Genomic DNA, 12906 nt, shown 5'->3' with positions numbered 1-12906 from the left:
AAATGTAGTCTTTTAAAGAGAGCTAGCCATGTCACGTAAAACCAGCGTTCGACACTTCGAAGATAATTTGGTCGAATTAGACAGCATTGTCAGTCAATTAGAGTCAAATCAATTATCCTTAGAAGATGCTTTAAAAGCATTTGAAAAAGGTGTCAAACTTAGTAAAGACTGTCAAACAGTGCTCACTCAAGCAGAGCAAAAAGTACAAATTTTGCTTGAACAACAAGGCAATGAAAGCTTAGAGCCTTTTGATCCGGAATCTAATCAGTGAACCTAAAGCAATTTTCTACTTATACTCAAGACCGTGTCGATCAATATTTAGAACAACAACTTAGCGATTATGAAGCTGCAAATCAACTACATAATGCTATGCGTTACAGCCTTTTTAATGGCGGTAAGCGAATTCGCCCTATGCTAACTTATGCCAGCGCTCAGCTTGTTGGTGAGATTTCATCTCTAACTGACGCGGCTGCTGCAAGTATAGAATCTATCCATGCATACTCTCTTATTCATGACGATTTACCTGCTATGGATGATGATAATCTTAGGCGTGGAAAGCCAACCTGTCATATACAATTTGACGAGGCGACGGCAATTTTAGCAGGCGATGCACTGCAAACCTTTGCTTTTGAACTATTATCCCAAGCAGAGCTAAAAAATACAGATAAGCAATTAACCCTTATTCAAGAGCTAACCAAGGCATCTGGGCGTCATGGCATGATCACGGGTCAAATGATTGATCTTAGTTCTGAGAACAAGAACATTAGCCTTGCAGAGTTAGAGCTAATGCATCTTCATAAAACTGGCGCCCTTATTAAAGCCAGCGTTAGAATGGGAGCATTATCCACAGCTAACCCGAATCCAGAGGTATTAGCTAAATTAGATGCTTATGCTCACGCAATAGGATTAGCCTTTCAAGTACAAGACGATATTATTGATCTAACAAGCGATACTGAAACCTTAGGCAAAACACAGTTTTCAGATGCTGAAGCCAATAAAGCAACTTACCCTAAATTGTTAGGGTTAGATGGCGCAAAGGCTTTAGTTTTAAGACTTCATCAAGAAGCGCTTGAACAAATAACTGAGTTTGGTGACAAAAGCCGACCATTAACAGAGCTAGCTAACTATATTATTGACCGTAACCACTGATATACTAGCGCGCCAATTTGACATTAAAGTGAAAAAATAACTTGTCCATGTTCGAAGAAATTCCAACGCAGCGTCCTAGTACGCCGTTATTAGACCAAATCAACTCACCTGCTGATTTAAGAGAGCTATCTAAAGATCAGCTGACTGTGCTTGTCAGACAGTTACGTGAATTTATGCTGTACAGTGTTGGGCAAACTGGTGGGCACTTTGGCGCAGGTCTTGGGGTCATAGAGCTTACTGTTGCGCTTCACTATATCTATAACACACCCGACGATAGACTAGTCTGGGATGTGGGCCATCAGACTTACCCGCATAAAATTTTGACAGGTAGACGTGAAGAGCTACTCAATATTCGTCACGAACATGGGATTTCAGGCTTTCCTAAAAGAGATGAAAGTGAATTCGACACTTTTGGAGTTGGCCATTCAAGTACCTCAATCGGCGCTGCGTTAGGCATGTCGATAGCCGCTAACCGTATGGGGATTGACCGTAAGGCTGTTGCAATTATCGGTGATGGCGCAATGTCAGCAGGCATGGCATTTGAAGCATTGAATCATGCTGGTGATGTGAATGCCGACATGATGGTCATATTGAATGACAACAAAATGTCCATCTCTAAGCCTGTTGGTGCTTTATCTAAATACTTTGCCCGTATTTGGGCCAGTAAAACCTATGATACTGTGCGTGAAAGTGGCCGAAAAGTTTTAAAAGGCCTCCCTTCAGCGTTAGAACTTGCCCGTAAAGCAGAAGAGCATATGAAAGGCATGGTTGCTCCTGGCACTTTGTTTGAGGAGTTAGGTTTTAATTATATCGGTCCTATTGATGGTCATGATATTGACCTTCTACTGACCACTATCTCTAACATGAAAGACAGATCTGGACCTCAGCTTTTGCATGTTATTACCCAAAAGGGCAAAGGCTTTGAACCTGCTGAAGGCGACCCTATTGGCTACCATGCGATTAATAAAATAGAACCTGAATCTGAGCCAGCAACGCAAGTAAAATCAGAAAACACTAAGAGCAAGCCTAAATACAGTAATATTTTTGGGCGCTGGTTATGCGATGCCGCAGAACAAGATGAAAGCTTAATGGCAATTACACCTGCCATGAAAGAAGGTTCAGACTTAATCGAGTTTTCTGAGCGTTTCCCTGATCGCTATTTCGATGTCGCTATTGCTGAGCAACATGCTGTCACACTGGCTGCAGGTATGGCTTGTGATGGCGTAAAACCTGTTGTCGCCATTTATTCCACCTTTTTACAAAGAGCCTACGATCAGCTAATTCACGATGTGGCGCTGCAAAATCTTGATGTGCTATTTGCAATAGATAGAGCAGGTTTGGTTGGTGAAGATGGTCCTACCCATGCCGGGGTTTATGACCTCAGTTATTTACGATGCATTCCCAACATGCTTGTTATGGCACCATCAGATGAAGATGAATGTCGTAAGATGCTGCATACAGGTTATGAATACAAAGGTCCAGCAGCGGTTCGCTATCCTAGAGGAACAGGTATTGGTGCTAATATTGATTCAGGTCTAAACACCTTAACAATCGGTAAATCTCGCACTTTACACACAGGGCAAGCAAATATTCTGATCTGTGGTTTTGGTAGCCCGACTCATACAGCAATGCAAGCTGCTGAGGCACTCGATGCAACTTTACTGGATATGCGTTTTGTTAAGCCTCTTGATGAAGCGTCACTGCTAAAATTAGCTGGCGATAAGCTTATTGTTACCATAGAAGAGAATGCAGTTATGGGTGGTGCAGGTTCTGCTGTAAGTGAGTTCTTACTATCTAAAAATATCCAATGCCCAACTTTACACATTGGACTGCCTGATCAATATGAAGAACATGCAAGTCACAGTGCTATGCTTAAACGTGTCGGTCTTGATAAAGATGGGATTCAAAAACAAATTGAGGATAAGGTCGAAAGCCTAAAAAAGGCTCAAGTTATGCCTGCTGTTGAACTATAAACTCAGGCAAGCAGATATACTTTTTTATAAAAAAATGGCTCTAAGCTCTAATTAAAAATCAGAGCAACTAGAGCCTTTTTTTTCTAAGAACAAATTGTTTTCAAAGCGGTAACCAATACAGCCATTTCATCATCAGTACCTATGGTAATTCGAAGGTATTGATCAATCCTAGCTTTCTTACCAAAGTATCTAACAAGAACACCGGCCTCTTTTAATGCCAGATAGATATTTTCTGCTTCGTAATCTGGGTGAGTAACAAATACAAAGTTAGTTGAAGATGGAATGATTGAAAAACCAAGTGCTTCAAGCGCTTCAGTCGTCACGCCTCGTGTTTTGATCGTTTTATTACATAAGTCAGCAAGGTAATCGCTGTCTTCAACAGATGCAGCAGCGCCTGCAAGCGCAACTCTATCAATAGGATAACTGTTAAAAGAATTTTTTAGCCTCTCTAAGCCTTCTATCAAATCAGGGTGACCTAGCGCGTAACCAACACGAATACCCGCCAAAGCACGTGATTTAGACAAGGTTTGTACCACTAACAAGTTTGCATATTGATTAACTAGAGTCACCGCACTTTGCGCACCAAAATCAACATAGGCCTCATCGACTAATACCACCTTATCTGGGTTAGCAATCAGAACTTGCTCGATATCAGCCAAAGGCAATGCCTTACCTGTTGGAGCGTTCGGGTTAGTAATAACCACACCTGACACATCTAAATCTTGATAATGTTTGATATCAATATCAAAATTATCGGTTAAAGGAATCAACTTAGGTTCAATACCATACAAGTTGGCATAAACCTTATAAAAACTATAAGTAATATCTGCAAAAGCGAGCGGTTTAGCCTGCCCTTCATTTGAAGTGAAGTACCCCATAAATGCCAATGCCAGCACCTCGTCAGAACCATTACCTACAAATACTTGATTCGTATCTAGCTCATACGCATTTGCAAGTGCTGTTTTAAGCTGCATGCAGTTAGGGTCTGGATATAAACGTAAATCATCACTTACTTGCTCTTGCATAGCAGCAATAGCTTTAGGTGAAGGCCCATAAGGGCTTTCATTGGTATTAAGCTTTATATATTGCTTATCTTGTGGCTGCTCACCTGGCACATAAGGGTCTAGGTTTGCGATTTTATTGGTCCAAAAACGGCTCATTATCCTCTCCAAATGAACCCAGGCGCCTATTCTGCACTTGGGCTAATCCTATATTTAAAACGGTATTAGAAATAAATAAGGCCTCAAAAGAGGCCTTATTGTTTAACGTTAAAGCACTCTAGACTAGTCTTGGCGACGCATATGCGGGAACAAGATAACGTCACGGATAGAAGGCGCATCGGTAAACAACATAACCAAACGGTCGATACCAATACCTTCACCAGCGGTTGGCGGAAGACCATGCTCAAGGGCATTAATGTAATCGGCATCAAAATGCATAGCCTCATCATCACCAGCATCCTTCTCAGCAACCTGCTTATTAAAGCGATCCGCTTGATCTTCTGGGTCGTTAAGCTCAGAGAAACCGTTTGCAATCTCACGACCACCCACGAAGAACTCAAAACGATCAGTAATGAAAGGGTTATCATCATTACGGCGAGCCAAAGGAGATACTTCTGCAGGATAAGCTGTGATGAAAGTTGGCTGGTCTAACTTAGATTCAGCTGTCTCTTCAAAAATCTCAGTCTGTAGCTTACCAAGCCCCCAAATAGGCTTAACCTGAATACCAAGCTTTTTAGCAACTTCTGTCGCTGCTTCCAGCGTACTGATATCTGCTTCAGTTAATTCAGGGTTATAGTGCAAAATAGACTCAACCATTGTCATACGAACAAATGGCGCACCAAAATCATACTCAGAACCTTGATAAGTTACCTTAGTTGTACCTAGCACTTTTTCAGCAACATCACGCAGCATATCTTCTGTCAGATCCATTAGATCCTTGTAATCTGCATAAGCTTGGTAAAACTCTATCATAGTAAATTCTGGGTTATGACGAGTTGAAACACCTTCGTTTCTGAAGTTACGGTTAATTTCGAAAACTCGCTCAAAACCACCTACAACCAAACGCTTTAAATAAAGTTCAGGCGCTATACGTAAGAACATTTGCATATCCATCGCATTATGATGAGTCACGAAAGGACGTGCAGAAGCACCACCTGGAATCGTTTGCATCATAGGTGTTTCAACTTCAGTAAAACGACGATCTTCAAGGAAACGACGAATTGTAGACACGATTTGTGAACGCATTTGGAAAGTCTTACGAGACTCTTCGTTCACAATAAGGTCAACGTAACGCTGACGGTAGCGAGTTTCCATATCTGCCAAGCCTTTATGCTTATCAGGTAATGGACGCAACGCCTTAGTTAATAAAACAGCTTCTTGCATATCCACATAAAGGTCACCTTTACCCGATTTATGCACAGGGCCTTTAATACCAACAATGTCACCTAGATCCCAAGTTTTTTGATCCGCAAGTAATTCAGGGCTTAAAGCTTTACGGTTTACATAAGCTTGGATCTGACCAGACATGTCTTGAAGTAACATGAAAGCACCACGGTTACGCACAATACGGCCCGCAATACTTACCTTATGATCTAAGGCTTCAAGTTCTGGTTTTTCTTTATCTGCGAATTCTTTTTGTAAATCTTCTGCATAAGCATCACGACGGAAATCGTTAGGGTAAGCATTTCTTTGCTCACGAATGCTATTTAATTTAGCACGGCGCTCTGCAATCAATTTATTATCTTCAGTAGCGCTTTGTTCTGGGCTGTTTTCATTGGCCATGGTGTTTTAAATTCTCATCTTAAAAATGTTTTAGTCGTGGTAGTTCAGATTAAGCTATAAGCCTTGTTTCAAACTCGCGACAATAAATTGATCTAGGTTTCCGTCTAACACTGAACCCGTGTTTGAGCTTTCAACACCGGTTCGTAAATCTTTAATACGAGATGAGTCTAGTACGTAAGAGCGTATCTGACTGCCCCACCCGATATCAGATTTTGTATCTTCCACAGCTTGTGCTGCTTCTGTACGTTTTTTCATTTCAAACTCATAAAGCTTGGCACGCAACTGCTTCATGGCAAAGTCACGGTTCGCATGTTGCGAACGTTGGTTCTGACATTGCACCACTATCCCTGTTGGCATATGTGTAATACGCACAGCAGAGTCTGTTGTATTTACGTGCTGACCACCAGCACCAGACGAACGATAAGTATCGGTTCGGATATCAGCTGGGTTGATCTCAATTTCTACATTGTCATCAATTTCAGGTGATAAAAATACTGATGCAAAAGAAGTATGGCGGCGACTACCCGAGTCGAAAGGTGATTTTCGAACAAGGCGATGAACACCTGTTTCTGTTCTTAACCAACCAAAGGCATACTCGCCTTCAAAGCGAATTGTGGCAGATTTTATGCCTGCAACATCACCCGCTGAAACTTCCATCAACTCAACTTTAAAACCTTTATCTTCACCCCAACGTAAATACATACGCAACAACATATTGGCCCAATCTTGAGCCTCTGTTCCACCAGATCCAGCCTGGATATCAAGGAAGGCATTAGTTGGGTCCATTTCTTGAGAGAACATGCGTCTAAACTCTAACTTAGCTAATTGAGCTTCAAGCTCTTCTAGCTCCAGAGTGACTGCTTCTACCGAATCTTCATCGTCTTCTTCAACGGCCATATCTAGTAATTCTTTAGCATCTACTAAGCCACTAGACATGGTATCTAATACACTGACTACTGCTTCAAGTGCAGCACGTTCCTTCCCTAGCTTTTGAGCATAATCTGGATCATTCCAGACATCAGGATCTTCAAGCTCTCGGGTTACTTCTTCAAGTCGTTCTTGCTTTGTTTCATAGTCAAAGATACCCCCTAAGAGTCAGGGAGCGCTCAGACAGTTCTTTTATCTTAGATATGATCGGATTGATTTCCATACTCGGCTTCAATTTGCTATAAATCAGGGTAAATATTCGTAACTTGCGATTGTAACGAATTTACCAGCATCATAAAATCCTATTAGCCTTACAATGCTTAAAAATAAACCATTTTTTAAGGCCGGATTAATAAAAAGGTATCATCATGGAAAAACCAACTGTCTCAGTCGACATTCTGGGTCAAGAATTTAAGATAAGCTGCCCTAAAGGGCATGAGTCAGAACTGCAAGATGCGGCAGAATATCTTAATAATCAAATGCGAGAAATTAAAGCGAGCGGCAAAATCATTGGTATGGAAAAGATCGCTATTATCGCTGCCCTAAATATTACTCACGACATGCTTTCTAGTCGTAAATACACACGTAAAAATGAGCAACAGTTACGTGAATTAACATCTCAATTAGATACAGCGTTAACAAATAAATCTAAAGTGGGTTAGCTTTTAACTAACTCATTGATCAGGCTTTAAACAGGCTTGATTACAAAGCGTTCAACCAAGGCATTTTATGTTTTAGAATGCTTTGAAAAAAGCGTATCACTGGTGTTTTTTTATTTTTTTTACATTATACTCTGCCCGTTTCCTGGGTTGTACGAATCGGCTTAACGCCCTTGAGCCTATGAGTATACTCCTGGAAAGAGTCTGTGGGTTTGGTGTGCATGTCCGTGCGTCGGAAAGCCTTAAAAATCTCGATTCTTTCCTCCTTGAACCACTGGGTTCAAGGCCTATAGTCGGTGCGGCAACTTGGGAAACCCTATCATGACTCTTCGTAGTAACCTACGCTCTCAATTAAGACAAAATCGTCAGTCCCTTACTCCAGCACAACAAGAAACCGCTGCACTTAATCTATTCGAACAGCTAATACAAAACCTTGACTCACCTCTAGCTCAGCTTAAGGCTAATGACAAAGTAGCCCTTTACCTAGCAAATGATGGCGAGATATCACCCCACCATATTTGTAATTGGTTATGGCAGCAGAGTATAAAAACTTACCTTCCATGCCTTAATGGTGAAACCCTAGTATTTGCTCATTACCACAACGAATGCGAGTGGCAAAAAAACCAATTTAATATTGCAGAGCCTATCGATAAAAACCCTCTAATGGGTGCCGATATGAAACTTGTCTTTATGCCACTAGTTGGCTTTGATATTTTAGGAGGCAGGTTAGGCATGGGAGGCGGCTATTACGATAAAACCTTTGCAGCCAGAGAGTCTCTTTTAGTTGGGCTAGCGCATGATTGCCAGAAAGTTGATTCTTTGCCAATTGAAAGCTGGGATGTCCCGCTTGATGCTATTGCCACTGACAGCCTCTATATCTCAACAAAAAAGAATTAGGATAAATACTTAAATATGCGTTTAATCCAAAGTTAAACGCATATCTACTATGCCAAGATCACGACTAGCAAACTGCACACTAAAAATCGCAACTTTGTTTTTCGCCAGTACTTCTAACCACTTACTTATCTCAGAATAAGACGTATTTTCAACCCAAACTTGTAACCGACTGTCTCCATCAAGGTTCATACGTTGAGCCACTAACTTCTGTTTTCGCATAGTTCGACTGACTAAGGCTTGCAAAGCTTGTCCACTCCTATCTTCGAGCACGACACCCTGATCAGCTTGATTAGCATTTAATAAAGCGGCGTTCTCAACCAATAAGTAATAGGTTTTTAAATTTGCATCTAACTTCTTTTGAGCGGCCTCTTGGCGCTCATGAATTGGTAGCCAAAGACTGGAGTAAATCAAATACAGAAATATCACGAGAGACATGACACCCACGAGTGTTTGCTCTCTTTTCGAAAGCGCCTGATATTTTTGAACCATAGGATAAAGCAAGCTGCTGTTTCGGATTTGCGCTTCTAACCAAGCCATTATTTCGCCTCCGCTTTCAGTTTAATTGAGGCTACATATTTTTCACCTCGTTTTGCGACCTGTTCAAAGACTACATCTAATGGCTCTTTTTCAAGCGCAGACTGAATCGCATCCAGTACATCCCTTTGCTCTGCCTGCCAATCTAAACGATATTCTTGATTAGCATAATCAAGCTTAGTAATACGATGCTCACCCACTACTTTAGCTCTAACTTGATCAACCATTGCCATCACCTCATAGACAGTGAAGGTTTTCTGAGTTTGTCCTTGGCCTTGTTTCGCCCTTTGAATACGGCCTTTAATCTGCCTATCTAAATAAGAAACGCGTCCTTCGTCAGGCGCCAGTTTTAAAAAGGCTTGGCTAGATTTTTGATATATTACATCTGCTTGAGCATTCAGTTCATTGGTTTTCTTCACGGTTAAATACAGCTCAGTCCCTAAGCTAAACACCGCAAACACGAGTACCCAAAACCAGGGTTTTAACCGCGCAAAGATTTGAGTCTGACGCCCAAACTCTCCATGGCACAGATTTGATAGTAAAAGCTTACTGTTTGTTTGCACCTTGGAGGCAACGATAAACAACCAGGTTTCTAATTTACCTTTATCATTAGTACGATAATTTGACCAAGGGGAAACAATATCAAATGTAGTTGCTAATGACTGGAAGCCTTCCTGAGTATCCGAATCACAGCAAAGTCGATACCTTTCTCTTTTAGGTAGAAATGCCTGCCCAGACAAAGGTAAGCAAGAAACAGAGTCTTGATCCTTATAGAGCAAACTATCCGCTGAGGTAAAAATAAAGTCTAAATCATCATCTTGTTCAGGCCAAAAGGGCAACATATTATTGACAGCTAATATGCACGCCTGTGGCCATCCCATATTTTGTAAATCATAAATCCAAGAGGCCATCACATCTTTTGCAACGACACTCACCCACTGATGGTCTTTATCTGATTTATTTAACAAGGTGTAATGTAGTTCATCAGGAGATTGGCCTAAGCTTTCTTCTAATAAAAAAGGAATCACCTGTCCTGCGTGACGGTGCTGCCCTTTTGCTAACTCAACTCGTCTCACTTGAACTCTGTGCTCTGGCGGTATAAAAATTAATTCGCCATAGGTCAGGTTTAGGTCTTGTAGTGCTTCTTGTAATTGAGCGGCTGTTTTATCTTTGCCTGCATTAAGCACATCTGAACTTGGTGCTAATAACAGCCATTCGAATTGATCAGCAAGGGCATAGGTTCGCTCCTCTTCATCATTTTTTGTGTCAGATTGGGCTTCAATAGTCCTGATATAAAGGCGATTCATTTGCCACTACCTAATTGCTGATTCATTTAAAAATTCATCCTATTTCACGACTTAGCATTATTCCTCTAATGCTTCTATTCCAAACATAGCTTGCAGTTTTTTATTCGGTCCATAAGCGCGATAATAACTAATCACAGGGCCATCCTCTGATTGATAAAGCTTGCTATGCAAAGACATAGAGCGCTCCCCTAAAGTAACGTCCACGAAAACATCAACCAAAAGAATATCTGTACGCCAATCTACTTTTTCTAAGCTATAACTAGTCAGGTTAACATTATTCAAAAAGTCATCGAGCGTTTCAAAGCCACTACTATCCATTTGAGCTAATACAGCCTCTTTATGCTGAGTACTAATATTTTCTATCATAGTCACTAACAGCTCTTCGCTCATGCGATTCACATTGATACCTAGATTTTCAGGCCAAATGCAAAGCCAAGGTATCAAACTGGTTTTGGTTTCCTCATCCCACTGCAATAAATCAAATTCAGTTTCGCTAATTAAGCGACTATCTGAGGTTCGATAAGCAGGTGTTAATCCCAAATAATACTCATCTTCATGACCATCACTACCCGTAATATTCTGGTCTTTATCAAGCCAATCTTTTAGTGGCTCGGCCAAGGCAGAATCAACACTTAAACTGGCGAACAGGCGTTTAGTTTCTGATAAAGCGGCATTGCTTAGCGCTTCATCAGCAAAACGATTCACGTTATAGCAGCCCTGCCTATCAACCACGACAACTCGCATTGAGTCTCCTGGGTTATCCAAAGCAAAGTTTTGATCTAGCAAAACCCAACGAGACTCTTCAAGACTAGGTAACTCGGACTCATCTAACTTTGCAAAGGCATACCTAGCCCAAGATTCCCCACCCAATAGCTGCTGCTTTAACGCCGCGGTGGATTGCATTTGATCAAGCAAGCTTCGCTCTCTTGCTAACTGAGACATAATACTAGCGGCAATTGCGGCAACTAAGGCAAAGACCATTAAAGCCATAATTAAAGCCACACCGTGGCTTTGTTTAGCAGCCATCAAGCGATTAGGACGTTTCACTCTTTTAGCCATTATCATCAGCATCATAGTTAAAAGGGTAACTGGGCACAGCGAACATACGGCTCACTAAACCAAGCCCTTCAGTGGCCATATTAATTTGTACAACCCATGGCATATCAGCCGGCTTTTCCACTTCCCCCGGTAAAGTTCCATCATTCACTGGCGGCCAAGTATCTGTCCATTCAACATCAGTATTAAGTAGATTAATGCTAAAACTCGAAACGCCATCAAACTCTTGAACTAAGGTTTCAACATCCTGCTCTTTATCCAAGACCCGCCAAAAAGTTCGCTTTAATATACCTTCAGACTCGTCATACTCATAGCTCACCCTTTGCAGTTCAGAACGGTTGATACCTAAAGGGTTAATCCAGCCAGCCTTAGTAAAATCTAATTTTCCATCGTCTAGTTTTAGTGAAAATTCATACTCACCAAGTTCATCTCTTACAGTACGATCAACCAGCTGCTCCATATCTCGCTCTATCCACTGCCATAAGCGAATGCTATCGAACATGACTTTTTCTTGATCAATTAAAGCCCGTTTGACCCTGACTCCCATGCTCGCCATATCGAAACTAGCCAAGCCAATAAAACCTAAAATACCAACAACAACTAACATTTCGACCAAGGTAAAAGCAGAAACAGCTTGTATAGCTTTAAACCCTTTTCTACCCGTCAAGACGCGACCTTGCTTATAAGAAGCCATCAGCCATCATCCTCAGTCCGTGCAGCAACAAAGCCTGTCATGCGATAAATTGAATTGTCAGCACCAGGCGGCTGAAAAACAGCAACTTCAATGGTAATCACGCCATTTGCAGTCTTAGTTACCAGAGCCTCACTTGACCAAGATAAATTAGCTTGCTCAACCTCTTGGTCTCCAAGTTCTAACTCTTGTCCACTAATTGAAAGTAGTTTTAGGTAAGTTAATCTGTCTTGCGCTATCCACACTGCCAACATTTTTCGTTTGAGATAGTCTGCTTGACTGGTTGACTGGCTTGTTACTTGCACCAAGACCAGACTGACAAAAGCCAATATCACCAATGCCACTAAGACTTCCATCAATGTAAAGCCAGCTTTAGTTTTCGCTAAGTTCAAGGGCATTGACGCCATCCCCCTCTAACAAAAAGCTATGGCCATCAGAAGTATCATCGATAATGCGAATATTCAGTTTAAAAGGAGAGTATTCACCGCTTGCCACAAAAGCCAAATCAACTTCTCTGACTAAACTACTTTTAGCAATGTCACCCGCTTTTTCGGTATCTGACAGCAAGAGACTTACTTCCACCTGTTCAGAATCAGGTTCCCAATTAAATTCTGTCTCAAGCCAAACTTCATTGTCTAAATCGAACTCAAAGAGGTTAATCTCTCTCGCACTAACTTTAGCGCCTAAGGTTTTTCCATCTAACCAAGATTGGTCAATTTGATGTTGAATAAATAGTCTGACTGACTGAGCATCTAACCTTACGGCTTCTTCGTCATCATCCACTTGATAAGCAACGGTTACCATTCCGAGCAAACTGCCAATGATGACCAGCACCACCATCAACTCAAGTAAGGTGAAACCTTTTTGTTGAGAGACGCTTGAGGAGGGTTTAGCAATACATCTCATTTATGCCCTCCTCAATATAGTCAT

14 protein-coding genes and 1 other RNA gene are annotated in these 12906 nt (G+C 41.3%); 6 read left to right on the top strand and 9 right to left on the bottom strand.

Annotated features, from left to right (window positions below):
- Positions 1-28: 28 nt before the first annotated feature.
- The 3 genes from OA91_RS05025 to dxs are packed head-to-tail and all read left to right on the top strand — an operon-like array spanning position 29 to position 3122.
- Positions 29-271 carry an exodeoxyribonuclease VII small subunit gene (locus OA91_RS05025; protein WP_046017653.1) on the top strand — a complete coding sequence of 81 codons (243 nt, stop codon included), beginning with the start codon at positions 29-31 and terminating at the stop codon, positions 269-271.
- Complete coding sequence (ispA, locus tag OA91_RS05020; protein ID WP_046017654.1) at positions 268-1149, top strand: (2E,6E)-farnesyl diphosphate synthase; 882 nt, start codon at positions 268-270, stop codon at positions 1147-1149. Before OA91_RS05025 ends, ispA begins: the two co-directional genes overlap by 4 nt.
- 47 nt (positions 1150-1196) lie before the next feature.
- On the top strand, positions 1197-3122 hold the full coding sequence (gene dxs, locus OA91_RS05015; protein ID WP_063336593.1) for a 1-deoxy-D-xylulose-5-phosphate synthase: 1926 nt from the start codon (positions 1197-1199) through the stop codon (positions 3120-3122).
- An 83-nt stretch (positions 3123-3205) separates the two neighbouring features.
- On the opposite strand, the gene hisC is transcribed toward dxs, so the two are convergent.
- The 3 genes from hisC to prfB all read right to left on the bottom strand — a co-directional run bounded on the left by hisC (position 3206) and on the right by prfB (position 7055).
- Positions 3206-4282 (bottom strand): histidinol-phosphate transaminase, encoded by a 1077-nt coding sequence (gene hisC / locus OA91_RS05010; RefSeq protein ID WP_063336592.1) that lies wholly within the window; start codon positions 4280-4282, stop codon positions 3206-3208.
- 123 nt (positions 4283-4405) lie between these two features.
- Positions 4406-5905 carry a lysine--tRNA ligase gene (gene lysS / locus OA91_RS05005; protein ID WP_063336591.1) on the bottom strand — a complete coding sequence of 500 codons (1500 nt, stop codon included), beginning with the start codon at positions 5903-5905 and terminating at the stop codon, positions 4406-4408.
- A 54-nt stretch (positions 5906-5959) separates the two neighbouring features.
- Positions 5960-7055, bottom strand: a protein-coding gene (gene prfB, locus OA91_RS05000) for a peptide chain release factor 2 (RefSeq protein WP_157203756.1) whose coding sequence is annotated in 2 segments (ribosomal slippage) — positions 5960-6982 and positions 6984-7055 — 1095 coding nt in all. Because the reading frame shifts where the segments join, the coding sequence is not laid out codon by codon here.
- Positions 7056-7200: 145 nt separating this feature from the next.
- Here prfB and OA91_RS04995 point away from each other — a divergent pair.
- From OA91_RS04995 to OA91_RS04985, 3 genes are all read left to right on the top strand, one after another.
- The gene (locus tag OA91_RS04995; protein ID WP_063336589.1) at positions 7201-7494 is read left to right on the top strand and encodes a cell division protein ZapA; all 294 of its coding nucleotides are present in this window, start codon (positions 7201-7203) and stop codon (positions 7492-7494) included.
- 136 nt (positions 7495-7630) lie between these two features.
- A non-coding RNA gene (gene ssrS, locus OA91_RS04990) (6S RNA) lies at positions 7631-7808 on the top strand.
- A 4-nt stretch (positions 7809-7812) separates the two neighbouring features.
- Positions 7813-8388 carry a 5-formyltetrahydrofolate cyclo-ligase gene (locus OA91_RS04985; protein WP_063336588.1) on the top strand — a complete coding sequence of 192 codons (576 nt, stop codon included), beginning with the start codon at positions 7813-7815 and terminating at the stop codon, positions 8386-8388.
- Between the two features lie 21 nt (positions 8389-8409).
- On the opposite strand, the gene gspM is transcribed toward OA91_RS04985, so the two are convergent.
- Genes gspM through OA91_RS04955 form a run of 6 tightly spaced genes read right to left on the bottom strand, consistent with a single transcriptional unit; the run spans position 8410 to position 12882 of the window.
- The gene (gene gspM, locus OA91_RS04980) at positions 8410-8925 is read right to left on the bottom strand and encodes a type II secretion system protein GspM (RefSeq protein WP_046017660.1); all 516 of its coding nucleotides are present in this window, start codon (positions 8923-8925) and stop codon (positions 8410-8412) included.
- Positions 8925-10229, bottom strand: a complete 1305-nt coding sequence (gene gspL / locus OA91_RS04975; RefSeq protein WP_063336587.1) for a type II secretion system protein GspL — start codon at positions 10227-10229, stop codon at positions 8925-8927. Before gspL ends, gspM begins: the two co-directional genes overlap by 1 nt.
- A gap of 57 nt (positions 10230-10286) precedes the next feature.
- Positions 10287-11288 carry a type II secretion system minor pseudopilin GspK gene (gene gspK / locus OA91_RS04970; RefSeq protein ID WP_063336586.1) on the bottom strand — a complete coding sequence of 334 codons (1002 nt, stop codon included), beginning with the start codon at positions 11286-11288 and terminating at the stop codon, positions 10287-10289.
- Positions 11281-11979, bottom strand: coding sequence for a type II secretion system minor pseudopilin GspJ (gene gspJ / locus OA91_RS04965; protein WP_063336585.1), 699 nt, complete (start codon positions 11977-11979; stop codon positions 11281-11283). Before gspJ ends, gspK begins: the two co-directional genes overlap by 8 nt.
- On the bottom strand, positions 11979-12374 hold the full coding sequence (gene gspI / locus OA91_RS04960) for a type II secretion system minor pseudopilin GspI (RefSeq protein ID WP_046017664.1): 396 nt from the start codon (positions 12372-12374) through the stop codon (positions 11979-11981). The genes gspJ and gspI overlap by 1 nt, the downstream gene beginning before the upstream one ends.
- Positions 12349-12882: a type II secretion system protein gene (locus OA91_RS04955; protein ID WP_063336584.1), complete on the bottom strand. Its 534-nt coding sequence runs from the start codon at positions 12880-12882 to the stop codon at positions 12349-12351. The genes gspI and OA91_RS04955 overlap by 26 nt, the downstream gene beginning before the upstream one ends.
- Positions 12883-12906: the final 24 nt, after the last annotated feature.

The organism is Marinomonas sp. SBI8L (assembly GCF_001624705.1).
GTDB lineage: Bacteria > Pseudomonadota > Gammaproteobacteria > Pseudomonadales > Marinomonadaceae > Marinomonas.
Note: the sequence above shows the minus strand (reverse complement) of the source record. Positions and strands in the feature narration are given on the sequence as shown.

Bases quoted from the DNA above. Each gene is read 5' to 3' on its own strand.
- gspI (WP_046017664.1), bottom strand. From the start codon at position 12,374: ATGCCCTTGAACTTAGCGAAAACTAAAGCTGGCTTTACATTGATGGAA.
- OA91_RS04995 (WP_063336589.1), top strand. From the start codon at position 7,201: ATGGAAAAACCAACTGTCTCAGTCGACATTCTGGGTCAAGAATTTAAG.
- gspM (WP_046017660.1), bottom strand. From the start codon at position 8,925: ATGGCTTGGTTAGAAGCGCAAATCCGAAACAGCAGCTTGCTTTATCCT.
- lysS (WP_063336591.1), bottom strand. From the start codon at position 5,905: ATGGCCAATGAAAACAGCCCAGAACAAAGCGCTACTGAAGATAATAAA.
- OA91_RS05025 (WP_046017653.1), top strand. From the start codon at position 29: ATGTCACGTAAAACCAGCGTTCGACACTTCGAAGATAATTTGGTCGAA.
- gspK (WP_063336586.1), bottom strand. From the start codon at position 11,288: ATGGCTAAAAGAGTGAAACGTCCTAATCGCTTGATGGCTGCTAAACAA.
- gspJ (WP_063336585.1), bottom strand. From the start codon at position 11,979: ATGGCTTCTTATAAGCAAGGTCGCGTCTTGACGGGTAGAAAAGGGTTT.
- gspL (WP_063336587.1), bottom strand. From the start codon at position 10,229: ATGAATCGCCTTTATATCAGGACTATTGAAGCCCAATCTGACACAAAA.
- OA91_RS04955 (WP_063336584.1), bottom strand. From the start codon at position 12,882: ATGAGATGTATTGCTAAACCCTCCTCAAGCGTCTCTCAACAAAAAGGT.
- dxs (WP_063336593.1), top strand. From the start codon at position 1,197: ATGTTCGAAGAAATTCCAACGCAGCGTCCTAGTACGCCGTTATTAGAC.
- hisC (WP_063336592.1), bottom strand. From the start codon at position 4,282: ATGAGCCGTTTTTGGACCAATAAAATCGCAAACCTAGACCCTTATGTG.
- OA91_RS04985 (WP_063336588.1), top strand. From the start codon at position 7,813: ATGACTCTTCGTAGTAACCTACGCTCTCAATTAAGACAAAATCGTCAG.